This is a genomic window from Sphingomonas sp. ERG5, assembly GCF_000803065.1.
Classification (GTDB): Bacteria; Pseudomonadota; Alphaproteobacteria; order Sphingomonadales; family Sphingomonadaceae; genus Sphingomonas.
On sequence record NZ_JSXI01000043.1, the window covers coordinates 60484 to 84274 of the forward strand.

The 23791-nt window shown below is 61.9% G+C and carries 22 protein-coding genes; 12 read left to right on the top strand and 10 right to left on the bottom strand.

The window, feature by feature from the left end:
- Positions 1–12: 12 nt before the first annotated feature.
- The 5 genes from OO12_RS15200 to dapA all read right to left on the bottom strand — a co-directional run bounded on the left by OO12_RS15200 (position 13) and on the right by dapA (position 6608).
- Positions 13–2427, bottom strand: a complete 2415-nt coding sequence (locus OO12_RS15200; RefSeq protein WP_034159559.1) for a hybrid sensor histidine kinase/response regulator — start codon at positions 2425–2427, stop codon at positions 13–15.
- Positions 2428–2469: 42 nt separating this feature from the next.
- The gene (locus OO12_RS15205) at positions 2470–4536 is read right to left on the bottom strand and encodes a M13 family metallopeptidase (RefSeq protein ID WP_034159589.1); all 2067 of its coding nucleotides are present in this window, start codon (positions 4534–4536) and stop codon (positions 2470–2472) included.
- 61 nt (positions 4537–4597) lie between these two features.
- A complete protein-coding gene (locus OO12_RS15210; RefSeq protein WP_443024567.1) occupies positions 4598–5176 on the bottom strand; it encodes a DUF2062 domain-containing protein in 579 nt (192 codons plus the stop codon).
- The gene (gene smpB / locus OO12_RS15215; RefSeq protein WP_034159560.1) at positions 5163–5645 is read right to left on the bottom strand and encodes an SsrA-binding protein SmpB; all 483 of its coding nucleotides are present in this window, start codon (positions 5643–5645) and stop codon (positions 5163–5165) included. The genes OO12_RS15210 and smpB overlap by 14 nt, the downstream gene beginning before the upstream one ends.
- A gap of 84 nt (positions 5646–5729) precedes the next feature.
- Positions 5730–6608, bottom strand: a complete 879-nt coding sequence (gene dapA, locus OO12_RS15220) for a 4-hydroxy-tetrahydrodipicolinate synthase (RefSeq protein ID WP_034159561.1) — start codon at positions 6606–6608, stop codon at positions 5730–5732.
- 87 nt (positions 6609–6695) lie between these two features.
- On the opposite strand from dapA, the gene OO12_RS15225 reads away from it, so the two are divergent.
- The 6 genes from OO12_RS15225 to OO12_RS15250 all read left to right on the top strand — a co-directional run bounded on the left by OO12_RS15225 (position 6696) and on the right by OO12_RS15250 (position 12506).
- Entirely contained in the window at positions 6696–8687 is a 1992-nt protein-coding gene (locus OO12_RS15225) for a lytic transglycosylase domain-containing protein (protein WP_034159562.1), read from the top strand.
- A gap of 6 nt (positions 8688–8693) precedes the next feature.
- Entirely contained in the window at positions 8694–9197 is a 504-nt protein-coding gene (gene greB, locus OO12_RS15230; RefSeq protein ID WP_034159563.1) for a transcription elongation factor GreB, read from the top strand.
- 53 nt (positions 9198–9250) lie between these two features.
- Positions 9251–9631, top strand: coding sequence for a DoxX family protein (locus OO12_RS15235; RefSeq protein ID WP_034159564.1), 381 nt, complete (start codon positions 9251–9253; stop codon positions 9629–9631).
- A 139-nt stretch (positions 9632–9770) separates the two neighbouring features.
- Positions 9771–10049, top strand: coding sequence for an acylphosphatase (locus OO12_RS15240; protein WP_034159565.1), 279 nt, complete (start codon positions 9771–9773; stop codon positions 10047–10049).
- A gap of 50 nt (positions 10050–10099) precedes the next feature.
- A complete protein-coding gene (locus OO12_RS15245) occupies positions 10100–10828 on the top strand; it encodes an NYN domain-containing protein (RefSeq protein ID WP_034159566.1) in 729 nt (242 codons plus the stop codon).
- 10 nt (positions 10829–10838) lie between these two features.
- Positions 10839–12506: a M28 family metallopeptidase gene (locus OO12_RS15250; RefSeq protein ID WP_034159567.1), complete on the top strand. Its 1668-nt coding sequence runs from the start codon at positions 10839–10841 to the stop codon at positions 12504–12506.
- Positions 12507–12538: 32 nt separating this feature from the next.
- Here OO12_RS15250 and OO12_RS15255 read toward each other — a convergent pair whose 3' ends face one another.
- On the bottom strand, positions 12539–13348 hold the full coding sequence (locus tag OO12_RS15255; protein WP_152616461.1) for a hypothetical protein: 810 nt from the start codon (positions 13346–13348) through the stop codon (positions 12539–12541).
- A gap of 270 nt (positions 13349–13618) precedes the next feature.
- Positions 13619–15298, bottom strand: a complete 1680-nt coding sequence (gene ettA, locus OO12_RS15260; RefSeq protein WP_034159569.1) for an energy-dependent translational throttle protein EttA — start codon at positions 15296–15298, stop codon at positions 13619–13621.
- A 225-nt stretch (positions 15299–15523) separates the two neighbouring features.
- On the opposite strand from ettA, the gene OO12_RS15265 reads away from it, so the two are divergent.
- A complete protein-coding gene (locus tag OO12_RS15265; protein ID WP_034159570.1) occupies positions 15524–16930 on the top strand; it encodes a M28 family peptidase in 1407 nt (468 codons plus the stop codon).
- A 12-nt stretch (positions 16931–16942) separates the two neighbouring features.
- Positions 16943–17347 (top strand): hypothetical protein, encoded by a 405-nt coding sequence (locus OO12_RS29370; protein WP_327196025.1) that lies wholly within the window; start codon positions 16943–16945, stop codon positions 17345–17347.
- A 130-nt stretch (positions 17348–17477) separates the two neighbouring features.
- On the opposite strand, the gene OO12_RS15275 is transcribed toward OO12_RS29370, so the two are convergent.
- Positions 17478–17672 (bottom strand): hypothetical protein, encoded by a 195-nt coding sequence (locus tag OO12_RS15275; protein WP_034159571.1) that lies wholly within the window; start codon positions 17670–17672, stop codon positions 17478–17480.
- A 582-nt stretch (positions 17673–18254) separates the two neighbouring features.
- On the opposite strand from OO12_RS15275, the gene OO12_RS15280 reads away from it, so the two are divergent.
- Together OO12_RS15280 and OO12_RS15285 are read left to right on the top strand one after the other, a co-directional pair.
- Positions 18255–19508 carry a phosphoribosyltransferase-like protein gene (locus OO12_RS15280; protein ID WP_034159572.1) on the top strand — a complete coding sequence of 418 codons (1254 nt, stop codon included), beginning with the start codon at positions 18255–18257 and terminating at the stop codon, positions 19506–19508.
- Between the two features lie 182 nt (positions 19509–19690).
- A complete protein-coding gene (locus tag OO12_RS15285; protein WP_034159573.1) occupies positions 19691–20842 on the top strand; it encodes a reverse transcriptase family protein in 1152 nt (383 codons plus the stop codon).
- 43 nt (positions 20843–20885) lie between these two features.
- Here the strand turns inward: OO12_RS15285 and OO12_RS28095 are convergent, their stop codons facing one another.
- Together OO12_RS28095 and OO12_RS15290 are read right to left on the bottom strand one after the other, a co-directional pair.
- Complete coding sequence (locus OO12_RS28095; RefSeq protein WP_152616463.1) at positions 20886–21257, bottom strand: hypothetical protein; 372 nt, start codon at positions 21255–21257, stop codon at positions 20886–20888.
- The gene (locus tag OO12_RS15290; protein ID WP_034159574.1) at positions 21254–21685 is read right to left on the bottom strand and encodes a hypothetical protein; all 432 of its coding nucleotides are present in this window, start codon (positions 21683–21685) and stop codon (positions 21254–21256) included. Before OO12_RS15290 ends, OO12_RS28095 begins: the two co-directional genes overlap by 4 nt.
- A gap of 500 nt (positions 21686–22185) precedes the next feature.
- Here OO12_RS15290 and OO12_RS15295 point away from each other — a divergent pair, with 500 nt between their 5' ends.
- Both OO12_RS15295 and OO12_RS15300 read left to right on the top strand, forming a co-directional pair.
- Positions 22186–23238, top strand: coding sequence for a hypothetical protein (locus OO12_RS15295; protein WP_034159575.1), 1053 nt, complete (start codon positions 22186–22188; stop codon positions 23236–23238).
- Positions 23238–23528 carry a hypothetical protein gene (locus OO12_RS15300; RefSeq protein ID WP_034159576.1) on the top strand — a complete coding sequence of 97 codons (291 nt, stop codon included), beginning with the start codon at positions 23238–23240 and terminating at the stop codon, positions 23526–23528. The genes OO12_RS15295 and OO12_RS15300 overlap by 1 nt, the downstream gene beginning before the upstream one ends.
- The last annotated feature ends 263 nt before the right edge of the window (positions 23529–23791 follow it).

Genomic DNA, 23791 nt, shown 5'->3' on the forward strand with positions numbered 1-23791 from the left:
CGCATCGCCAAGTCATTTCGGCATCAAAACACTACGAGCCGCCTCAGCAAGCTGCTGAACCGAAAAGGGTTTCGCAAGAAACTGGACATTATCGAGATCAATCGACTTGCGCAGCGTCTCCTCGGCATAACCCGACATGAACAGGATCGGCAGGTCGGGATAGCGCTCGCGTGCACGACGGACCATGGTCGGGCCGTCCATCAGCGGCATCATCACATCGGAAATGAGCAGATCAGGCCTTTCACTGCGCGCCAGCACTTCCAGCGCGGCTTCGCCATGTTCGGCGGTGAGCACGGTATAGCCCTGGCGACTGAGCGCGCGTTCGGCAACCGCGCGGACCATATCCTCATCTTCGACCAGCAGGATCGTTCCCGTGCCCCACAGGTCGGCCGGTTTTTCCTTGGGCAACGCGCGGACAGTGGCGGGCGCTGGCGCTTCGATGACGCCGCTGGCGGTATGGACAGGCAGATAGATGGTGAAGATCGCGCCGGGCCCAGCCTTGTTGTTATCGGCAAAGATATAACCGCCCGACTGTTTGACGATGCCATAGACGGTCGACAGGCCCAGCCCGGTCCCCTTGCCCACTTCCTTGGTGGTGAAGAAGGGTTCGAAGATCTTGGCCAATATGTCCGCCGGGATGCCGCTGCCGGTATCGGCGATTTCCAGCGCGATATAATCGGCGATCGGCAGGATATCCGATCCCATCTTGCGCACCTCGGCGATGGAAACCGATTTGGTCAGGATCGACAGCGTGCCGCCGCCACGCGGATCGCGGGCGAGCATCGCGTCGCGCGCGTTGACCGCGAGATTGACGACGACCTGCTCGAGCTGGCCGGGATCCGCGCGCACTGGCCCCAGGTTACGGCCATGCTTGACGGTGAGCGTGACCGTTTCACCAAGCAATCGCTTGAGCAGGTTCGACACTTCGGAAATGACATCGGGCAATTGCAGCACCTGCGGCCGCAAGGTCTGCTGGCGCGAAAAGGCCAGCAACTGGCGAGTCAGGCTGGCGGCGCGATTCGAATTGGCGCGGATCTGCTGGATGTCGTCATAATCGCTGTCACCCGGCGTATGGCGCATCAGCATCAGGTCGCAATGCCCGATGATCGCGGTCAGGATATTGTTGAAATCATGCGCGACGCCACCGGCAAGCTGGCCCACCGCCTGCATCTTGGTCGCCTGCGCAACCTCGCGCTTGAGGCGGGTTTCCTCGCCATTGTCCTTCAGGCTGAGCAACACTGCGGCATCGCCCAACCCCCGGGCACCCGCAATCGACAGCGCCACCGGCTCGTCGGGATGGTCCTTCAGCCGTACGGCGAGATCGGTCGAATGCGTCGCGCCATTGGCAAAACGACGAATCGCATCGGCAACCACACCCTTGTCTTCACGCACCAGCAAATCGCCAGGATAAAGCGGCGGCGTGGCGGCATCGACCAGCGCCGCACGCGCAAAGGCGTCGTTCATCTGGATAAAGCGGCCATCGCGATCGACCAGCGCCATGCCGAACGGCATCAGACTGACGAGGCTGCGGACATGCGCTGAGGCGCTGGCGCCGATCGCCGGGGTTTCGCCTCCGCCTTCTTCATCGAGCAAGGCGATGAGCATCGGCGCATCCTCTCCTTCGAGGAAAGGAATCTGCAGCACGCGCAACGGTATTCCAGTCAATCCCTCGCGCTCGAACCGGACCAGACCATGGCTGTCGGTGATCAGAAAGCGAGCAAAGTCGCGCCCCGCGATTGCGCCTTCCTCATGCCCCATCGCGCGGGTGCGAAACACGCGGTTGGCGCTGCGGATACGCCCATCGGCGCCGATCAGCGCCGTCATGATGCCCGCCGCGGCGAGCCGGTCGCCCGTCGTGCCGGCGATCATGCCCTCGACCGAGGCCGCCAGATCGAGACCCTCCGCACCGCGGAAACGCCATACCAGCAAATCTTCGTCGCGCCCTGCCCGTTCGATATGCGCCGCGAGCGGCGTACCCCGGGCGAGCAAGCGATCGACCACCGACTCGCCATCACGCCACGCGGCGCGACCGGCGGTGCTGAGCCGGTCGACGCCCGCCTCGTCGACGGGGAGGCTCGGCGGCGTGGGGAACCCGCCGAATAATGTTTCATAGCGGTCATTGGCGCAGACCAGACGCCCGGCACGGTCGGTGATCGCGACGGCATCGGCGCTGCTCGCCGCCAGCGTCCGTGCGACGGTCCAGTCGGCCTCGACTTCGCCGGGGCGGGCTGGCGGGAACAGGCGCCGTGCCGCGACAAGGCCTCCGGCAATAACCAGCCCGGTGGCCAGAAAGGCGCCCGCGATCACCAGATCGCCGACCAGGGCGAGAATGATCGCCGCCGCCGCGACACCGCATCCGCCCGCGATCAGTGCCGCGGTACGTGCGGGACTGAGCGAAGGGGCGGGAGGAGCGGGAAGACTGGCCATGTCCGCCCCTCTTTGGCCTCGCTCAGAGTCGCGTCAAGCCGATTACCAGATCCGAACGCGTTGTTCCGGCGTCAAATACAGTTTTTCGCCCGCCTTGGGTGCGAATGCGCCGTACCAGGGATCCAGATTGCGCACGATCCATGCCCGCTGCTGCGATGGGGCATGGGGGTCGGTCTTGAGCCGCTGGATCATGTCCGCCTCGCGGTAGCTGCGCCGCCACACCTGCGCCCAGCCGAGATAGAACCGCTGGTCGCCGGTAAAGCCGTCGATCACCGGCGCGGGCGTGCCGCCGAGCGACGCATGATAGGCGTCGAAGGCCGCGCTCAGCCCGGCCAGGTCGGCGGTATTCTCGCCCAAGGTCAAGGTACCGTTTACCTTGCGACCGGGTAGCGGCTCGTAGCTTTCATACTGCGCGACGAGATTGCCGGTAAGCTTCTTGAAGCTCTCCACATCTCCCGGCGTCCACCAGTCGGTCAGCCGGCCCTTGAGATCGTATTTGGCCCCTTGATCATCGAAATGATGGCTCATTTCGTGGCCGATCACGGCGCCAATGCCGCCATAATTGATCGCAGGATCAGCATTGGGATCGAAGAAGGGCGGCTGCAGGATCGCGGCGGGAAAGGTGATCGCAACCAGCGTCGGGTTCGCTTGCGCGTTGACCGTCATCGGGGCGAGCCCCCATTCCCAGCGATAGATCGGCTTGCCGAGCTTCTCGACATTATACTGGTGCGCCCATTGATTGGCGCGCAGCGTATTACCGAACGCGTCGCCCGGTATGATGCGCAACGCGGCATAATCGCGCCATTTGTCGGGATAGCCGATCCGCGGGGTGAAGGCGGCAAGCTTGGCATGCGCCTTGACCTTGGTTTCCGGCGCCATCCAGTCGAGCCTGTCGATCCGCACGTTCATCGCGGTGATGATGTTCTTGACCAGGGCATCGGCGGCGGCCTTGGTTTCGGGCGGGAAATATCTGGCGACATAGAGTTTGCTGACATCGTCGGTCAGAATGCCGCTCGTATAATCGACACCGCGCTTCCAGCGTGCCGGTTGTTCGGGCGTGCCCGACAACACGGTGCTAAACATGGCGAAGGATTCCTTGTCGAAGGCAGCGGGAAGCACTGCCGCGAACCCGTCGAGCGAGCGGATGAGCAATTGATCCTTGAGCACGCTCACCGGTGTTTCCCCGATCAGCTGCGCCGTGCCGGTGATCGCGCTCGGCTGCCCGACAATCACTGTCGCGACGGGGATGCCAATGCCCTTGAAATAAGTGACAAAGTCGAAGCCCGGTGCCGTCTTGGCGAGGTCGGCCACGGTTATCTTGTTGTAGGTTTTGTTGGCGTCGCGGCTTGCGGCGCGAGTCCAGCTGATCCGGGCGATGCCGGTTTCGAAATCGACGATCGCCTTGGCGCGTGCTTCCGCATCGGTTTCGCCGGCCAGCGTGAACATCTTGGCGATATGCGCTTGATATGCCGCCTTCGCGGCGACCAGCTTGGCATCATTGGCGTCGATGTAGAAATCGCGATCGGGCAAACCGAGTCCACCCTGACGCATTTGCAGGGCATAATGCTCCGGGTCTTTCTGATCCTGCGAAACCCCGGCGTTGAATGGCACGCCAAGACCGTTGCGATCGGCTTCGGCAACCAGCGCCGCGTAACCCGCTTTCGATTTCAGCGCCTTGATCCGGTCGAGCCATGACTTGATCGGGGTCAGGCCCTTGGCCTCGATCGCCGCCTGGTCGAGATAGGCGGCATAGGCTGCACCGATCTTCGAGCCCGGCTTGGCTGCCTCGGCTTCCAGAATGCCCTTGGTGCGATCGCGCGACAGGTCCTGCAGCAGATCGAAGGCGCCATAATTGGCCTTGTCGGCCGGGATCGGCGTGTTCGCGGCCCAGTTCCCGTTGGCGAAACCGTAAAAGTCGCTGCCCGGTGCGACATTGCGATCCATGCCGGTCTCATCGAAACCGAAGCTGCCGATCGATGGCTTCGCCGCTCCCGCCGGTGCCATTGTCTCCGTCTGTGTGACGGGCGAGGCTGCTGGTGCACTGGCGCCGACACATGTCGCGAAAACGGAGGCGGACAATAATAAGGTGCCGAGGGGCGATCTGGACATGACGGGCATCCCTGAGAACAGGAGGAGGATGCGCCGTGTTCTAGTCAAACAATACGCTGCGTCAATTTACCGGATCGACCAGTCTGGACCGGTGCCGGTTGCGCCATTTGCGTGCGATCCACAGCCGCCAGCCAAGCGCGCTGCCGAAAAAGCCGACCACCGCGAACACAATGGTAATCACGAACAATCCGACCACCGTCGCCGGTCCCGCCTCCGACACCAGCCAGTTGAGCCAGCCGGCATTCGCCGCGACGGTATCGGCGATCGGGCTGCCCGGCACATGCGCATCGAGCCGAAGCACCCAGCGTCCGATCCAATAGGCCGCAACCCAAAGCGGCGGGGTGGTGAACGGGTTGGTGACGAACGTGGTCAGCGCCGCGGCGGGAATATTGGCGCGGAACGGCAAGGCGAGCACGGCAGACAGCGGGACTTGTGCGACCGGCGCAAGAATACCGGTGACCATACCAAGCGCGACGCCGCGCGGTACCGAACGGCGAGTGAAGCGCCACAATTCGGGCCGCAGCACGCGGTGCGCCACCGGCCGGAGGAAGCGATTGGCTTCCATGCTTTCACGGGTCGGCGTGTTACGGCGACACCATGCGACAAATCTGGCGAACACCCCCTGCTCAGCCACGATCACGCATCAATCTTCCCTGCTCGCGCTTCCAGTCGCGCTCCTTGATCGTCTCGCGCTTGTCATGCGCCTTCTTGCCCTTCGCCAACGCCAGCTCCACCTTCGCCCTGCCCGACGAATTGAAATAGATCGACAGCGGCACCAGGGTCATCCCCTCGCGCGCCACCGCCCCGTGCATCTTGTTTATCTCCCGCTCATGAAGGAGCAATTTACGGGGGCGCTTCGGCTCATGATTAAAACGATTGCCGTGGGAAAATTCCGGCACGTTGGAATTGATCAGCCAGACCTGGCCGTCATCGACCTCGGCATAGCTTTCCGCGATCGAGCCCTGGCCGGTACGCAAGCTCTTCACCTCGGTGCCCGTCAGCGCGATGCCCGCCTCGTACACCGTCTCGATTGAATAATCGAACTTGGCGCGCCGGTTCTCGGCGACGATCTTGGTTTTTTCGAAGGTGGCGGGTTTGGGGCGGGCCATGGGAGGTGGGCATGTAGGCGCGAGCGCGGCAGATTGGAAGCGGGTGGAATAACTTCACCCCCGCACATCCCCGACGTCGATTATCTAGAGCGCCGTATCCAGCGCCGCGTCCACTGCCCGCTGGCTTGCTTCGCTCGGCCAGGTCATCGGCAGGCGCAACGCCACCGGCCATTCCGGGCGCAGCTTGCCCAATGCATATTTCACTGGCCCCGGCGACGCATCGGTGAACATTGCGATGTGCAGCGGAAACAGCCGGTCGTGCAGCGCCAGCGCACGCGCTGTGTCGCCAGCGGCCCAGGCCGCCTGGAAATCCGCGCAGAGCCGTGGCGCGATATTCGCCGTAACCGAGATGCACCCCACCCCACCCGTCGCATTGAAGGCCAATGCGATCTCGTCATTGCCCGAAAGCTGGACGAACGATTCCCCACAGCCTGCGCGTTGCTCGGTCGCACGTGCAAGTGAGCCGGTCGCGTCCTTCACGCCGATGAAAATGTCCGGAAATGCCTGAACGATCCGCGCCATCGTTGCCGGCTGAATGTCGGTTACGGTGCGGCCGGGGACATTGTACAGCACGATCGGCAACGGGGTTTCCTTCGCCACCGCCTCGAAGTGCCTGAAGATGCCCTCCTGACTTGGGCGATTGTAATAGGGCGGCACCATCAGCGCCGCGTCCGCGCCCGCTTCCTTTGCTGCCTTCACATTGGCGATCGCTACGCGCGTATCGTTGGATCCCGCGCCGGCAAGGATCGGCACCCTGCCCTTGGCCTGTTCGGCGCAGACGCGCACGACATGGAAATGCTCTTCCGCGCTCAGGGTCGCCGCCTCACCGGTGGTGCCGCACGGCACCAATCCGGCGGAACCCTCTGCGATCTGCCACTCGACGAAATCGCGATAAGCCTTTTCCGCAAACGAGCCGTCCGCTTCGAACAGCGTGACGAGCGCCGGGATCGATCCCGAAAACATGGTTGATATGCTCCCGCGAGGCAACGAATCCCCGCTTTTTCGTGATTTGTGGGGGACAAATAGGGACCGATCGCCTATTCTGTCCACATGATAGCATCCGTCACCAAATCGGCAGTGTTGTTTGCCGGCGTATCGGGACTGGTCGTCGCGTCAGGCGTACCACAGGAACAACTCGGTTGGGGCCGCGCGCAACAACTGCTCCAGGGGCAGACCCCGCAGAGCTCGGCAATGGCTGCCGCGATCGGCGAATGGAACTCGCTGCGCCAGTCGAACAGTTATCCGTTCGAGAGCTATGCCCGCTTCCTGATCGCCCATCCCGGCTGGCCTGGTGAGAATGCGCTCCGTCGCACTGCCGAACGATCGATGGAAGCCGGCACCTGGTCGCCATCGACCGCCGTCACGTTTTTCCGTCGCCATCCTCCCCTGACGGGTACGGGTAAGACGCGTTTCGCGGAGGCGCTCGCGCTGACCGGTGCGCGCGATGAGGCGCAATCCGCAGCACGCAGGGCATGGGTGTCGGGGCCGCTTTCGGCAACCGACGAAGCAAAGCTGATCTCGGGCTTTGCCGGCGCGCTTCGCCCCGAGGATCACGACGCCCGCATGGACGAACTGCTGTGGCAGGGTGCGACGCAATCGGCGCAACGCCAGATGGCGTTGGTCAGCCCTGGCAGGCGCACCGTGTTCGAGGCGCGGCTCGCCTTCCGCACCAACGCCGCCAATGCGTCGGACCTGTCGACCGCGACTCAGGCGATCGGCGCCAATGACCCTGGTTATATCGCGGACCGGGCGACATGGTTGCGCAACAGTGCCGCTGCGCCGAGCGCACGGTCGTGGCTGGCGCGCCCCCGCGCGCTCGTCAACCGGCCCGGCGATGTCGAGAAATGGTTCGAAGTGCTGCTCACCAACGCACGCGAAGCGGCGAACGACAGCCAGTATCAGACTGCCTTCGACATCGCGAGCAAGGTCGATGACGCCTATCCGGCGGGCACCGACGTCAGCCGCACGCCGCTTGGCGAGCGCGATGACTATACCAGCCTTGTATGGCTGGCCGGGCAGACCGCGCTCAAAAAGCTTTACAGACCGGCCGATGCGATCGGCATGTATGATCGCTATGCTCGCGGTTCGCTGACGCCGCAGTCGCAATCGAAGGGCTATTACTGGGCCGGCCGCGCTGCCGAAGCGGCGGGGCGAGCGGCCGATGCCAATGCTTTCTTCACCCATGCCGCCGGCTATCGCGACCTGTTCTATGGTCAGTTGGCGATCGAGCGTCTTGGTCAACCGCTGATCCCGCCCGGCAACACCGCCCCGCGCGTGGTCACCGATGCCGCGAGCGCCGCCTTCTATGCACGCGAGACGGTTCGCGCCGCGCAGTATCTCGGCACGGTCGGGCGCTGGGAAGATCAGACCGCCTTCGTGCGTCAGATCGCGATGGATGCGAAGAGCGACAGCGATCATATCCTGGCGACCGAATTGTCGCGCACGCTGGGGCGCCCGGATCTGGGTGTGATGGTCGGCCGCAGCGCGCTGCAGAACGGCTTCACCGACTATACCTCGGTGGCTTTCCCCAGTGTCCGCGTCCCCGATACCCAAGCGAGCAACTGGACGATGATCCACGCGATCGCGCGGCAGGAAAGCCAGTTCGACCGCGCTGCGATCAGTCATGCGGGTGCGCGCGGGCTGATGCAGTTGATGCCGGGCACTGCACGCGAAACGGCGAGCAAGATGGGCCTGTCCTATGACGCGGGCGCGCTGACCACCGACACCGACTATAATATCCAGCTGGGATCGACCTATTTCCAGCGCATCTACAATAATTATGGCAGCTATCCGTTGGCCGTCGCGGCATATAACGCCGGGCCGGGCAATGTGAATAAATGGCTCCGCGCCAATGGTGATCCGCGCACTGGCACAGTCGATATGGTCGACTGGATCGAAGCGATTCCGATCCAGGAGACGCGCAATTACGTACAGCGCGTGCTGGAGAATGCGGTCGTCTACGACTTGATGAATCCGGCACGGTCGCGTTCCACCGGTGCAAACCGGATCAGTTGGTATCTGGGCAAGCAGCGGCCGGGCTAAAGGCCCATGGATCAGCCCAACTACATCACACCTGCGGGCTATGCCGCGCTGAGCGCCGAATATCGCCAACTGCTTGGCGAGGAACGGCCTAAACTCGTCGACGTCATTTCCTGGGCCGCCGGCAATGGCGACCGGTCGGAAAATGGCGACTATATCTATGGCCGCAAAAGGCTGCGTGAGATCGACCGCCGCCTCGGCTGGCTGGCCAGACGGATGAAGGCGGCCAAGGTGATCGACCCCGCCGCACAACCCGATCGCCACCGCGTCTTTTTCGGGGCGACCGTCACCATCGCCGATCAGGACGATGTCGAGCGTGTCCTGACCATCGTCGGCGATGACGAAACAGAAACCGGCGCAGGCCGGATCGGCTGGGGCGCCCCTCTCGCCCGTGCACTGCGCGGTGCAGCCATTGGTGACATCCGCCGCGTCATCCTGCCCGGTGGCGAGAAGGAATATGAGGTCATTGCGATCGCCTATCCGGCAACCGAGCGTTTCACCGCGACAGATTGACCCATTGGCGGGCGCGTGAAACGATGCGACATCGAAACAAGAGGATGTCCGTCATGCCGATCCCCGCCACCTGGTCGCCCAGATTGCTCGCCTTGCTCCGCATCGTCACCGGCATTACTTTCCTGCACCACGGCGTCTCGAAGTTCTTCAACATCCCGCCTTTCACGATGCCGCTCAATCCCATGTTATACGCTGCGGGCACGCTTGAGCTTGTCGGTGGCGCCCTGATCATCATTGGCCTGTTCACCCGGCCGGTCGCCTTCATCCTGTCGGGCATGATGGCAGTGGCCTATTTCATGGTTCATGCGCCCCAGAGCCTCTACCCGTCAGCCAATGGTGGTGAAGCGGCGATACTCTATTGCTTCATCTTCCTGTATCTCGCCGCGGCGGGTGCCGGCGCCTGGAGTGTCGACGCGGCCCGCAACCGCGCCTGACATCCGCTCGGCACGACCAAGGCTGCCGGGAATGCGACGGATTCCCGGCGACTTGTGCTCCAACGTATGGATGCTGTGCTAGGCCCGCCGTGACGGCGTTCAGTTCCGGGCGTTCGTCGTGTAAAAGAGCGGGGGTTCTATGGCGTCGACACAGCGTGTCTTCATCAGCGGCAAGGTTCAACATATTGGCTTTCGCGACTGGATCGTGCGCCGGGCGCACGACAATGGCGTGACCGGCTGGGTCCGCAATCTGCGCGACGGCCGGGTCGAGATGCTGGTGATCGGCGATGAGGACGCCGCAACGGCATTTCTCGACGCCTGCCGCCAGGGCCCTGAGCTTGCCCGGATCGACAATTTCGAGGCGCGGCCCGACACGGAGCGCGCGCCCAAGGGTTTTACCAAGCGATTTACTGCCTGAACCGCCAAAGGCGGGGTGACGTGGCGGTTTGCCCGGTGCAGGATGGGGTGATGACCGATACTCTCCCCACCGGCAACGTCGCGTTGCTGATCGATGCCGACAATGCCTCCCCTGCCGCGATCGATCCGGTACTGACCGCACTCGCCGACCTCGGAACCGTCAATGTCCGGCGCGTCTATGGCAATTGGAACAAGCCCGCGCTGAAGGGCTGGGAGTCGGTCGCCCTGCGTTACGCGCTTGAGCCGCAACAGCAGTTCGACCTGACCAAGGGCAAGAACGCGACCGACATGAAGATGACGATCGACGCGATGGACTTGCTCGCCAGCGGTCGCGTGACCGGATTCGGCATCATGTCCTCGGACAGCGATTTCATGCCGCTGGTGACGCGCATTCGCCAGGATGGACTCAAGGTCTATGGTTTTGGCCGCGCGACCACGCCCGAAGGGTTCCGTGCGGCCTGCAATCGCTTCATCGACGTCGCGGAGCTGGTCGCGCGCAAGGAACCAGCTCCGGCGCTCCCTGCTGCCACGACCCCGGACAAGCCACGCGACGGGATCGAGCCCGACGTGGTGAGCATGTTGATCGACGCCTACAGCGCGTCGAAACGCGACGCGAAGGGGTTCGCGTCGCTGAGCGAAGTCGGCCTGCGCGCCAGCAACCGGTCGAGCTTCGATGCACGCAATTACGGCTATGGTCGGTTGTCCGACATGTTCGAGGCCGTCCCCGGTTTCATCGTCGATCGTCGCGATGGCGGGGCATTCGTCAAACTGAAGAAATAAGGAGGTCGCCATGCGCGGACTGATCATCGCCACGGGTGCCCTGTTGTTGGCGGCCCCGACATTCGCCCGGGATGCGGCACCGCCGCGCGCCGCCGTCGATCCGACCCGGCTGTCGGAAACCGTAAAGACGCTGGCATCGGACGAGTATGAAGGACGCGCGCCCGGTACCGCCGGAGAGCGCAAGACGATCGAGTTCCTGATCGCGCGCTTCAAGGCGATGGGCCTCGAACCGGGCGGCGACAAGGGTGGCTGGACCCAGGCTGTGCCGTTGATCCACACGCGGATCGGCACTGGCGGATCGATCTCTCTCGGTGTCGCCAATGGGCAGCCCATGGCGCTGGCACAATCGACCGAAATCAATCTGACCACGGTACGCGATACGCCGCGCATCGACATCGCCGCGGCGCCGATGGTGTTCGTCGGCTATGGCGTCAATGCCCCCGAGGCGGGTTGGGACGACTTCAAAGGCGTTGACCTGAAGGGCAAGGTCGCCATCTTCCTGGTCAACGATCCTGATTTCGAGGCCGTGGCAGGCGAGGATGCCGTCGGCCGTTTCGGCGGTCGCCGCATGACCTATTATGGCCGCTGGACCTACAAGTTCGAGGAAGCCGCGCGGCGCGGCGCGATCGCCGCCCTGATCGTCCATGATACCGGGGGCGCGGGCTATGGCTGGAGCACCGCGGCGGCATCCAATGGCGAGAATTTCGACATTGTGCGGGCCGCCAACGATCCCCGCGTGCCGCTCCAGGGCTGGATCGAGCATGACACCGCCACGCGCATCTTCGCGGCAGCCAAGCTGGATCTTTCGGCATTGCGTGTCCAGGCCCGCTCGGCTGGTTTCCGGCCAGTGGAGCTCAAGGGACTGAACTTCAACGCGGCACTGCCGGTCAGCGTCGAGCGCATCGAAAGCGCCAATGTCCTGGCCATTCTGCCAGGCAAGACCCGACCCGATGAAAGCGTCATGTTCGCCGCGCATTGGGACGCCTATGGCGCCGGCCCGGCTGATGCCCAGGGCAAGACCATCCGCCCCGGCGCCAACGACGACGGGTTGGGTGTCGCCGGCGTGCTCGAACTGGCCCGCCTGTTCAAGGCCGCCGCCCGCGCCGATCGGTCGATGGTCTTCGCGCTATGGACGGGCGAAGAGCGCGGCCTGCTCGGCTCCGAATATTATGCCACGCATCCACTCAAGCCGCTCAGCAAGACGGCGGCCAACCTGACTTTGGATATCCTTCAAACCGCTGGTCCGGCGCGGGACGTGATTCTGGTCGGCGCCGGCAATTCCTCGCTCGACGCCGACCTGACGGCCGCAGCTAAGGCGCAAGGACGCGTGATCACGCCGGAAACCTTTTCCGAACGCGGCCTGTTCTACCGCGCCGATCATTTCTCCGTCGTGCGCCGGGGCGTGCCTTCACTCCTGCTGATGGCGCTGGGCGGCGCTTCCGACCTGAAAGCAGGCGGACGCGTGGCCGGGCAGAAATGGCTCGATGATTATATGACTTGCTATCACAAGACCTGTGACGCCTGGTCCGCCGACTGGAATCTGGACGGCGCAGCCACCGACATCACGCTATTTTATACGATGGGGAAGTCGATCGCCAACGCCCGAAGCTGGCCGATGTGGAGCGAAGGATCGGAATTCGCGGCAACCAGGGCGAAGACGAAAGCCGACCGTCCCTGAATAGGTTAGCGGCCGGTTGACAAATGGGTTGCTCAGCCGGCCGCTGGTTTCGGGCACGGTCCATATTCGGCGATTGCTTTCTCCAGCAGCGGCTTGACCTTGGCCGGTGGCAGTTTTGCCATCTGTTCCAGCGTCATCGTGGCGCCGATTTTCGCGGTCAGCTGGTAACCCAGGAAATAACCGAAACGCGGTGGGAACGGCCCATCAGTGGGCTGGCCCGCGAAAAATGCTGCCTGATCTTCGCGCGAGGTCGATCCGAACTTGCCGCGCAACAGGCACATCGCCTCCGCGATTCGCGGTTCGACCGCAGCGCGCAGCGGCACGGGTTCGTTCAGCAATAATTGCTTGTCACTCGCCGCCTGGTTCAGCCGTGACGCGACATAGGTTGCCAGCCCTTCCGTCCAGAGCGAGCACCACAACGCATCGCAATCGAGGAAATAATTGGCATGATAGCCGTGGAACAGCTCGTGATCCAGAAACGGCCCGATGGTCGCTTCGTCATGGATGCGCGCAATCACATCCGCGCCAAACACCATCGCCGTGCGCCCGTTCAGCCTACGCGTGCCGCCATCCATCTCGCCAAGCGAATGGACGAGATAGACCGGCATGTTCAGCTGATAGTCGGGAAAGAAGGTGCGGAAGCGCGTCGAACCTGTGCGAAAAGCTTGATCGAACGCGTTTGAAGCAATGGTATATTTGCTCCGGATCTCCCCAAATCCCTTTAACGCGCGCAGGATCTGGGCATCATATTTCTGTTCGTCGCGACCGCGCGGTTCGTAGAAGCCGGGGAAAAGTCCATCGAAACGATGTCGAAACAGCGCCACCCGTTCCGCATCGGCCATGGCGGCAGTTTCGTCGACAAACGCCGCAAACTCAGCAGCATAAGACGTAAAAGAAAGGGCAGCATCGGGTCGCGATGCGCCGGCGGATGCCTGGATTGGCTCGACTGAGGCTGACTCCGGCGCTGCGGACAATGCGAGCAGCGCGGCACTGACGGACGCAACGATCATACTGGCATTTTCCGAATCTGCATGGGCGCGTTCTAACGCCCCTGCTCTGATTCCGATAACCAATACCCCCGCCCAGGCTAGCGCCGGGGCGGGGTCGGGAACTCAGCGTGTGAGCTTCTTATAGGCAAGACGCGTCGGGCGATCCGCCGCGTCACCGAGGCGGCGGCGCTTGTCTTCCTCGTAGCTCTCGAAATTGCCCTCGAACCATTCGACATGGCTGTCACCCTCGAAAGCGAGGATGTGCGTGGCGAGGCGATCGAGAAAGAAGCGGTCATGGCTGATGACCACGGCACAGCCGGCGAAACTCTCCAGCGCCTCTTCCAGCGCACGCAGCGTTTCGACGTCGAGATCGTTGGTCGGTTCGTCAAGCAGCAGGACGTTGCCACCCTCCTTCAGCATCTTGGCGAGATGGACACGATTGCGCTCACCGCCTGACAGCTGGCCGACCTTCTTCTGCTGGTCCTGGCCCTTGAAGTTGAACGCGCCGACATAAGCGCGCGTGCCGATTTCCTGCTTGCCGAAGCGGAACACATCCGAACCGCCGGAAACCTCTTCCCACACCGTCTTGGTCGGGGTCAGGTCATCGCGGCTCTGATCGACATAACCGAGCTTGACCGTCTGGCCGACCTCGATCTCGCCGCCATCCGGCTGTTCCTGCCCGGTGATCAGCTTGAACAGGGTCGACTTGCCCGCGCCGTTCGGCCCGATCACGCCGACAATGCCGCCCGGCGGCAGGTTGAAGTCGAGATTCTCGAACAGCAATTTGTCGCCATAGGCCTTGGTCAGCCCCTTGGCCTCGATCACCCGGCCGCCAAGGCGCTCGGGCATCTGGATCAGGATCGCGGCCTTGCCGACGGTGCGATTCTCCTGCGCCGCGACCAGTTCGTCGAATGCGCGAATACGTGCCTTGGACTTGGTCTGGCGCGCCTTGGGGGTCTGACGGATCCAGGCGAGTTCGTCCTGGATCGCCTTCTGCTTGCCCTGCTCTTCGCGCTCTTCCTGTTCGAGCCGCTTGGCCTTCTTCTCGAGATAGCCGGAATAATTGCTCTCATAGGTGTAGTAACGCCCACGATCGAGCTCGAGCACCCAGTTGACCACATTGTCGAGGAAGTAGCGGTCATGCGTCACGAGGATGACGTTGCCGGTATATTCCTTGAGGAAATTCTCCAGCCAACCCACGCTTTCGGCATCGAGATGGTTGGTCGGTTCGTCGAGCAGCAGGATATCGGGCTTTTCGAGCAGCAGCTTGCACAGTGCAACGCGGCGCTTCTCACCCCCCGACAGATTGGTCACCGGCGAATCGCTCGGCGGGCAGCGCAGCGCTTCCATTGCCTGTTCAAGCTGGCTGTCGAGCGCCCAGCCATCGACCGCGTCGATCTTTTCCTGCAGCTCGCCCATTTCGTTCATCAGCGCGTCGAAATCGGTCGTGTCGGTCGGATCGCCCATCTCGGCGGTGATCGCGTTGAAGCGCTCGACCATTTGCGCAACCGGCCCGGCGCCCATCTTGACGTTCTCGATCACGGTCTTGGTCGGATCGAGCTGCGGCTCCTGTGGCAGATAGCCGACCTTGATCCCCTCGGCGGCCCAGGCCTCTCCGGTGAAATCGGGGTCGATGCCGCCCATGATCTTCATCAGCGTCGACTTGCCCGAGCCGTTCGGCCCGATGATCGCGATCTTCGCGGTCGGCAGGAACTGCAGATGGATATTGTTGAGCACCGGTTTGGCGGCACCGGGGAAGGTCTTGGTCAGACCCTTCATCACATAGCTATACTGGACGGCCATCGGGGGTCGTGCTCCGCGAGATTGAATGTTCGAAATGGATGTTCGAAAGGTCGGGGCGCATGTAGTGGGCGATGGCGCAGTTGGCAAACATCGCCCATCGCAAATTCCGCTTGCACTGCGCTTGTGGAACCCCCGCTCTTCCCTCTAAGCCTCTCGCCATCACAAAATGGCCGTTGAGCAACGCTCGCCTTGCGAGCTGACGCGTTCAGGGCCGATGGAGACCCTATGTCGCGCACCACAGCCCTGATCGCGGCGTTTGCCGCCACTGCCCTCTCCGCTCCGGCTTTCGCCCAGAGTCGCCCTATCACCGCCGTCCCGGCATCGGTCGCCGCCGATGTCGCAAAGCTGCGCGACGCCGCGCTGAAGGATGATGTGGCGTATGATATCATCGAAGGAATCACGACCGAGGTGGGGCCACGCCTTGCCGGTACCGAGGCCGAGGCCCGGGCGCGTGCCTGGGGCCTGGCAAAGTTGAAAGCTCTGGGGTTCAAGAATGTCAGGATCGAACCCTATCAGATGCCGGTCTGGGTGCGCGGTGAGGAAACCGCTGAAGTCGTCTCGCCCTTCCCGCAAAAGCTGCGCCTCACCGCGCTGGGCAATTCCGGCGCGACGCCGTCGGAAGGGTTGACGGCGGAAATCGTCTATTTCCCCAGCGTCCAGGATCTTCAGGCCGCACCGGAAGGCAGTTTGAAGGGCAAGATCGCCTTTGTCTCGAACGCGATGGTCGCGACTCAGGATGGCTCATCCTACGGCACCTTCGGTCTGGCGCGCTTTGCCGGACCCAATATCGCCGCGACCAAGGGCGCGGCGGCAATCGTGATCCGCTCGATCGGGTCGGATCACGGCCGCGGCCCGCATGCCGGCCTCACCAATTTCGCCGACGGTGTCACGCCGATTCCCTCGGCCGCATTGTCGACGTCGGACGCCGATAACCTCGTCCGGATGATCGCGCGCGGCAAGCCGATCACCCTCAAGCTCGTGCTGACGCCACGTCAGATCGGCACGCAGGAATCGGGCAATGTCATCGCCGAAGTGCCGGGCTCCGACCCGGCGGCCGGCGTGGTGCTGATTGGCGGCCATCTCGACAGCTGGGACCTGGGTACTGGCGCGATCGACGATGGCGCGGGGATCGCGATTACTGCCGCTGCGGCCAAATATTTCCTCACTGGCCCCAAGCCTCGCCGGACGATTCGCCTGGTGTGGTTCGGATCGGAGGAAGTCGGCGGCTTTGGCGGCCGCGCCTATGCCGCGGCGCATGGCAAGGAGCGCCATGCCGCCGCCGCCGAATCCGATTTCGGCGCGGACCGGGTCTGGCGAGTCGAAACCAATTTGCCGGACAGCGCGAAGGCAGCTGGCGACCGGCTCGCTGCGGCATTGGCGCCGCTCGGCATCGTGCGCGGCAAGGAATTGGCGGGCGATGGGTCTGATGTGGGGCCGATGATGAAGGCCGGAGTCGCCGCAATCGACCTGAACCAGTCGGGACAGCGCTATTTCGATTATCACCACACGCCCGAGGATACGCTGGACCGGATCGACCCGGCACAGCTCAGCCAGAATGTGGCAGCGTGGACCACGATGCTTGCGGTGATCGCCAATGCGCCTGAGGAAATCGGGGCGGTAACCCCGAAATAAGCGACGAACCGAGTGAGCAGAACCTTGCGGCAAGCTGAATTAAGGCAGGATCGTGATCAAATTGCGATTGACGGTGCGATATTCGCCGCTATTTGCTCATGCTTCGTGACAGCATTCGGGCTGGCCGCGAATATTGCTATGCTTGGGAGCAACCGCATGAAGAAACTCGCTCTTGTTCTCGCCGCCGCCGGCCTGATGTCCGTGGCTGCCTGCACCAAGTCGCCGGAAGCCGCAGCCGTTGAAAACAACGCTGAAATGGTTGCCGACAACCTCGAAATTGGCGCTGACAACCTCGAAGCAGCTGCTTCGAACACCGCCGATGCGATCACCACGAATGCCGGCGCCGTTGCCGACAACATGAACGCAGCAGCTGACAACGTTCGCGAAGCCGCGGACGCCAAGGCTGGCAACATGTAATCAAGTTGGCCGGACCTCGGTCCGGTCGGTTTGAGCAGACAGGGCGTCCCTTCGGGGGCGCCCTTTTTGCTGTGCCGGCTAAAACCATTATGCGCGCAGCAAGGCGCAACCGGCTGGCGGCGCGTTCCCGCTACCCCTCCAGATAATCAAGATAGGCGATCACATCGTTGCTCGTCTGCAAAAACAGTCCGCCCTGTATCTCCTCAGGCTGCAAGCCGGCTGCCGCGACTGCCTCGGCCAGCGTCCCATACAGCAACGTCACGGCCGCGCCCTCGTCGCTCAGGTGATAGAGCCGGACAGCGACATCTTCGGAAACTGTGCGCATTGACAACCTTCGTCTGGAGCGGGCTTGCCCATCGGCGATGACAATATTCACGCCCGCGGCGCAACTGGCATTTGCCTAAAGCCAGAGACGCCCGTCACGATGACCAGCACATGGCCACCCGCTTCCGCTGCTACGTCTCACGGGACGTCGCTGGCACTCTATCGCGGCAGATACGACGCCTTGACGCCACCGGGCGGGCCCCACCCACGAGTTGGGCCGATCGAGGAGAATGCCAAGGCTCGCCGGCGCAACGATGTCAGGCGCCCTGCGATACACGCTGGATGCGAGGCCGCCATCCCACAGCCTTTCGGGCCGGTAACGGTGCGAAAATACAGGATGGTCGGGGAGACACGATCGCAAAGAACAGTCTAAGTTATTAATATATAATGACTTGTTTCGGAAGAGAATGAGGAAATACCACTCTATCTTCCATTTTTTGCGTAGGCTGCAGTGGCATTTTGCGGGACTTTCGAGGGAATTCGACAGGGTGGTTTAAGACTGCGACCAACTGAACAAATTTGATCACCAATTGCCCATCGGCATCCCCCTTGCCTGACCGGCTAAAGTAGGTGACCGTTAGTGATGGCCGATCCACCCAAGAAATTGTCCGAGAGCGCGTCTGCGCGGCGCTGGATCGATCAGTTTGGCCCAAGCGACCAGGACGACGCCGCCTCGCTCGTCGATCGACTCGCTCTGTTCAACGAGACTGACGTCGCACAAGCGATCTCGCGACAGATCGAAGCAATCGACACGGTGCCGGGGCGTGTCGCGCTTTATGCCGAGCGGGAGATCGCGCAAGCGACAGCGTTCCCGGTCGAAGTATATAGCGACGCGCAGGGCATGCCACACGAGCGGGTGGTTGCGGACGCTCCATTCAAGCCAGTCTCGCCTCGCCGAGGCGCAACGCGCGTCGGCAGTGAAGGCTGGATGGCATTCCTGATTTCCCAGGCGGTCAAGGCGAATTCGCGGTTCGTCAATCACCCTTCACCGCGGCAGTATCTTAGCCCGAACAAGAAGAACCGCATCCGCAGAATCGTGATCGTGACTGACTTCATCGGCTCGGGGGACCGTATCTGGACGATGCTCGACAAATTCTGGCGGATTCCGACGTTCGCAGCTTGGTGGTCGCGCGGCTACATCCGATTCCATATCGTTGCAGCCACCGGAACAAATGCCGGCATTGCTCGCATCAAAACGCATCCGTGCAAGGCGACGGTCGGCGTCGCCACCGTAGTGCCGACGCTTACTGGTCCGACGCCCAAGCCATGGGCAGCCGCTTGGCTCGCACTGGTAAAGCGATACGGCAAGAATCATGGGGCGCCATTGGGCCATAAGGACACCGCGGCGCTCGTCGCATTCGAATACGGGATGCCGAATAATGTGCCGGCCGTGCTGGGCGAAAAATTCAAACGCTGGAAGCCGTTTTATAAGGGTCGAGCGCCGAGCGACCTGCGCCCGTTCTTCGGCCTGCCGCCGACGATCACGGACCTGCTCCGAGGCGCCGTCGAACATCGCTGGTCGCGTCTCGTTCACGGCCTGGATTTTCGAACGCGTCGGCGTGATCGAGCGGAAATGCTGGCGTTCCTACTCGCACTGCGCGGACGCTGGCACGCCCATGCCGAGATCGAGGTAGCCGAACGCTCGGGCTTGCCGACCGAAGACGTCGTGCGACTGCGTGAGGCAGCGATTGCGGCCGGGTGGATAAGCGGCCGAAGCCGATTGACCGACAGCGGGCGAAAATTGCTGAAAGCGGGGACGGTGAAGAAGCCGAAAATATCGAAGGCGGTTGTCGGATCGGCCATGCCCTATTACCCAACATCGCTGAGAGTCTCATGAGGACGTTTAGTTCCTGCGAAAGCAGGCGTGATGCCGGGCATCCCTGTCCGGCGTCACCGGCGACCGTATTTCGGTCGCTGACGAGCGAGCCTCCGCATAGGCCTTATCGGTCACGCTCCGCTCGGGGCTGCGATAGGCTTGCCGCGGAGCGCGACCGACCAGTCCATGATCCTAGAGGGTAGATGACCTTGTGGGACTCTCAAATCTTTACCGCCGGAGCGCGAGCCGCGAACGTAGACCCTGCGGTTATCTCCGCTGCGGTCGGACACGCCAACGCGATCCGGAGCGTCTCGATCGATCTTCCGATCGTTTTCACGCTGGCGCATCTTGCGCATCTTTCCGGTGTCTCGCATCGCTATCTGATCGAGGTCGCCGGGCGGGGGAGCGACCCCTATCGAGACTATATCGCTAAGAAGCGTCAGGCGCCGGGTTCTACGGCGGCCTCGCGTCGCTATCGCACCATTTGCATGCCGGATCCGGAGCTGAAGAAGGTCCAGCGTTGGTTGCAGCAAAACATGTTATCGAAGATCGCACCGCACGCGGCGAGCACAGCCTATTCAGAGGACGATACCGTATTCGCGGCAGCGGCGCGGCATGTGAACGCGCGCTGGCTCATCAAGATCGACATTGAGCGCTTCTTCGAGTCGATCAAGGAACCCTATGTCGCAAGCGTCTTCGAACGGCTAGGATATCCCGACCTGCTTTCGTTTCAACTGGGTAGGCTGTGCACCCGGCTGCCGACGCTGAAGAGCAGAAAGGATATTTTCAAACGGCGTTCGAAACCAGCGCGCGGAGTAATGCAGCACGAATGGATCGGCTTCTTGCCGCAAGGCGCGCCGAGCAGTCCCCAGCTCGCGAACCTGGTGATGCGCCGGTTTGATCGGCGCGCGACGGCGGCGGCGAAGAAGGCCGGCCTAAGATATAGCCGGTACTCGGACGATATGATCTTTTCGACGGCCGGCTCTTTTTCGCGTGAACGCGCTGAGCACTTCGTTCACGATATTTACGATGTCCTTGGCGCTTATGGCTTCGAGGCCAATCGGACGAAGACGAGCATCGCGGCGCCGGGCGCCCGTAAGATCGTACTCGGTCTGCTAGTCGACCGTGACAAGCCGCGCCTGACTCGCGAGTTCAGGGCGGGCATCGAGACGCACCTACACTATCTCGAACGTCCCGATGTCGGACCGGTCGGTCATGCGGAAGTTCGCGAATTCGATTCCGTTATCGGTTTACGGAATCATCTAGAGGGTCTGGTCGCATTCGCTCGCCAGATCGACCAGCCCTATGGCGATCGGCTCAAGGCTCGCCTGCGCGCGATCGTCTGGCCGGCGTAACCGTGCGCTTTCATACTCAGTGAGTTAGAATATTGCCGCTCAGTTAGCGCCCGGAGAGTTCGCGAGCCGATTTACTAGTCCATCGAGGAGCTTCCAGCAAAACGGCTGCGCGATGATCATCGCCCCAAATCGGTGCGCCAAGCCCCCAATAATAGAAATGGGCCGTACCTTTTTCCTTTAGAGGTTTTGACGACTGGTTGCCCCGTCGTGTGTACAACACGATTAAATCACCTTTAGTTACCGCTTTGTAAGTAAACCAAAATGCGTGGTGTACATCGGTTGATACATCTCCATTTACATCATCGACCTGAAGAACGACATAATCGCCAACGTCGACACTAGTCGTCACTCGGAACGTCAACCGCTCCTTCGACAGGTCTCCTCGATTCGAGACTGATCGAAGCTCAAGCGTCATTTCAACACCACCTTAGATGCCAACCCACCAGCCATGAGAAATATTCCAATGGCAACAAGAATTGAGCTGGCGTTTGGAACTTTTTCTACAACAGGCGAGTAACCAACCGCGGCCGCGCCAATAGTAAGAAAGGTACCAAATGAAATATCAGAGGCAATCCGAACCTTTGCCTTTTCCTTAAGAACGGCGTTTTCCTTATCCGCTTTGTGAAATCTCTCGACGAATGTCTCTAAGTGAGCTTTTTCACCTTCAAGACGATCGACGTCATCCATCATGATCTTCTGAACGCCCGAGTTACTCAGTTCCTCATCCGTCATCTCTCGACGCATACGGGACAACGAGCGGCGCCCTTTCGGCATTGGCGCTGCATCCCCGCCAGTCGCCTCAGGCGCGCCTAAATCCTGATCACTGGGCTCTTCATCGGCCATGCTATCAGCGCCTCTCCCGCTTGCGGTAAGCAGCGTCGGTTGTGCCACCAAGCATGTCACGACACAACGCCCGGATGGTTGAAATGGCCCGCCAGTGAGGTCGTGGCAGACTGACGCCAGCTACACACGTCTGTTTCCTTCGTCAGAGGAGGACACCGCATATCGCTGCTACGCTGGTCGTTTCGGGACAGCGGGCTATTTGCGGACCTCGGACGCAGCGAGGTGCCGCGCCATCGCTTTGATGGTTAAGGGGGAGCTTCGACGGGGAAGCCTTTCCCGCGGTGGCATTCTAAATTCGAGATAAGACCGCTGAAATCGGGACGGTCAAAGTATTGCCGTGAGAGATCGGGCCGGACCCTATGCCGTGACGGCAGCATGAGCGAACTGCGGTGGGTCCTGACCTAGGCTTCCCCGCCGCCCTTTCATTTACTAAGCCCGCTTGTTAACAGGATCACAAATTCATTGTGGGAAGCCACCGAACCAATTGGACGAGCAGTTAGGTGGCCGAGAAAGACACTGATCTTGAACTGAAATTCGACGGGGCCCCCGTGCAGAGATTGCGCGGCGCTCCGGCGGAGGCAGTGATCTCGTCGCTCAACGCGCTCCAGCGCATGATCTATATCATCGGTATGCGCGCCGAGGGTCGCGCCCTTAGCGAGCGGCTGAAGCCCACCATTAAGGTTAAGCGCGAGTACGCAGTCGTGTGCCGCGCGCCTCGCAAGGGCAGCCATATTCAGCCCTTTGCTGTCGCTTCGCAGACGGGCGAGATGAGCGGCTCCTCCTTTGCCGCTCGTGAGAAGCTGCTAGCGACGTTGCGCGCCTTCGATAGTGGCGAGGAGGCGAGGCTTGAGGCTGTAATTCCAAACGCTCGAGAGCGTTGGTTCTTAGCCAAGGCGGCGACGGGCTTGCTTCCGCCGGAAGGAAGCGGGCTTGAAGTGATGATCCGCGCTGGTTCGCGCGGCCCCTTCGCTTTCAAGGCTGATCGCGCGCGAAATCTCCTTGGCGCATATGACACCCCCCGCCCACCGGCCATCGATGAGGAGACTGTCGCGGGCAAGCTCAGGGCCATCGATTATCAGCAGACAATCATGACGATCAAGCCGGGTTCGGACCCCGCGCTCCGCATGGACTATCCGCTACCGCTGGAAAGCTGGCTCCAAGCCAACGTCCGCAAGCGGCTCAAAATCAGCGGCCGTCCGAAGATCAATGCTCGCGGCGACATAAGTTCGTTCGACGAAATCTATAACGTCGTGGAACTTGAGCCGCACCTGCAACCGATTGATCGATTCACGACGGGCGGCAAGCTCTTCGGAACAAATCGCCCCCTGACCTTGCCCGTAACCGTCCATTGGGCGGACCGCCTGTTCGGCTTCGTGGACAATCGGTTGGGTATTGATGTTGTCGTGGATGATGTGTCCGAGCTTCGCGATTGTGTGCTGTCGGAACTTGATCTGGTTTGGCGGCAGTACGCCCAGTCTAAAGACGACGAACTAGATGAGGAGGCGCTTGAGGTTAAGCGGCACCTACTTTCGCGATTCGGACCGCTCGACTGATGACAAGAGATCGCAAGGACATTGACGCCTCTTTGCAGCGCAAGGGCTTCAAGCGTGATGACGGCGATCACCATTATTACATCTACCACAATCTTGCCGGTCTAAAGACGATCAAGAAGACCAAGATGAGCATGGGGTCCTCGCACAAGACGATCGGTGATCCCCTGCTTGGGCAGATGGCGCGACAGATCGGCGTGACCAAGCCGAGCTTCCTGGAGTTAGTGGACTGCACGCTCGATCAAGCCGGCTACGAGACTCTAGCTTTCCCCGATAGCGGGAATGGGGCCTAGCGCCGCAAGTCCCAAATGGACCCCGACCCGCACGATCCGAAACAGGCTCATTGAGGCGGATTCTTGATTGACCGCTTAGTCAGTTTTTGGAGCACCAACCTCGATTCGGCATTTCACCCCGCCCTTCGACTTCGCGGTACCCCTCCGGTGGGGACCGCCTTGTCTGATCGGCGGCCGGGCTTGAAGCTGCACTCGTAAGGAGAGCTTATGAGCGCTGATAGCTGCACAGCATGACCCAGGTGACCTTGATGACGGGGCCGGAG

Excerpts from the sequence above, each read along its gene's own strand:
- OO12_RS15200 (WP_034159559.1), bottom strand. The coding sequence starts at position 2,427 with ATGGCCAGTCTTCCCGCTCCTCCCGCCCCTTCGCTCAGTCCCGCACGT.
- OO12_RS15205 (WP_034159589.1), bottom strand. The coding sequence starts at position 4,536 with ATGTCCAGATCGCCCCTCGGCACCTTATTATTGTCCGCCTCCGTTTTC.
- smpB (WP_034159560.1), bottom strand. The coding sequence starts at position 5,645 with ATGGCCCGCCCCAAACCCGCCACCTTCGAAAAAACCAAGATCGTCGCC.
- dapA (WP_034159561.1), bottom strand. The coding sequence starts at position 6,608 with ATGTTTTCGGGATCGATCCCGGCGCTCGTCACGCTGTTCGAAGCGGAC.
- OO12_RS15225 (WP_034159562.1), top strand. The coding sequence starts at position 6,696 with ATGATAGCATCCGTCACCAAATCGGCAGTGTTGTTTGCCGGCGTATCG.
- greB (WP_034159563.1), top strand. The coding sequence starts at position 8,694 with ATGGATCAGCCCAACTACATCACACCTGCGGGCTATGCCGCGCTGAGC.
- OO12_RS15235 (WP_034159564.1), top strand. The coding sequence starts at position 9,251 with ATGCCGATCCCCGCCACCTGGTCGCCCAGATTGCTCGCCTTGCTCCGC.
- OO12_RS15240 (WP_034159565.1), top strand. The coding sequence starts at position 9,771 with ATGGCGTCGACACAGCGTGTCTTCATCAGCGGCAAGGTTCAACATATT.
- OO12_RS15245 (WP_034159566.1), top strand. The coding sequence starts at position 10,100 with ATGACCGATACTCTCCCCACCGGCAACGTCGCGTTGCTGATCGATGCC.
- OO12_RS15250 (WP_034159567.1), top strand. The coding sequence starts at position 10,839 with ATGCGCGGACTGATCATCGCCACGGGTGCCCTGTTGTTGGCGGCCCCG.
- OO12_RS15255 (WP_152616461.1), bottom strand. The coding sequence starts at position 13,348 with ATGGCCGATGCGGAACGGGTGGCGCTGTTTCGACATCGTTTCGATGGA.
- ettA (WP_034159569.1), bottom strand. The coding sequence starts at position 15,298 with ATGGCCGTCCAGTATAGCTATGTGATGAAGGGTCTGACCAAGACCTTC.
- OO12_RS15265 (WP_034159570.1), top strand. The coding sequence starts at position 15,524 with ATGTCGCGCACCACAGCCCTGATCGCGGCGTTTGCCGCCACTGCCCTC.
- OO12_RS15275 (WP_034159571.1), bottom strand. The coding sequence starts at position 17,672 with ATGCGCACAGTTTCCGAAGATGTCGCTGTCCGGCTCTATCACCTGAGC.
- OO12_RS15280 (WP_034159572.1), top strand. The coding sequence starts at position 18,255 with ATGGCCGATCCACCCAAGAAATTGTCCGAGAGCGCGTCTGCGCGGCGC.
- OO12_RS15285 (WP_034159573.1), top strand. The coding sequence starts at position 19,691 with ATGACCTTGTGGGACTCTCAAATCTTTACCGCCGGAGCGCGAGCCGCG.
- OO12_RS28095 (WP_152616463.1), bottom strand. The coding sequence starts at position 21,257 with ATGACGCTTGAGCTTCGATCAGTCTCGAATCGAGGAGACCTGTCGAAG.
- OO12_RS15290 (WP_034159574.1), bottom strand. The coding sequence starts at position 21,685 with ATGGCCGATGAAGAGCCCAGTGATCAGGATTTAGGCGCGCCTGAGGCG.
- OO12_RS15300 (WP_034159576.1), top strand. The coding sequence starts at position 23,238 with ATGACAAGAGATCGCAAGGACATTGACGCCTCTTTGCAGCGCAAGGGC.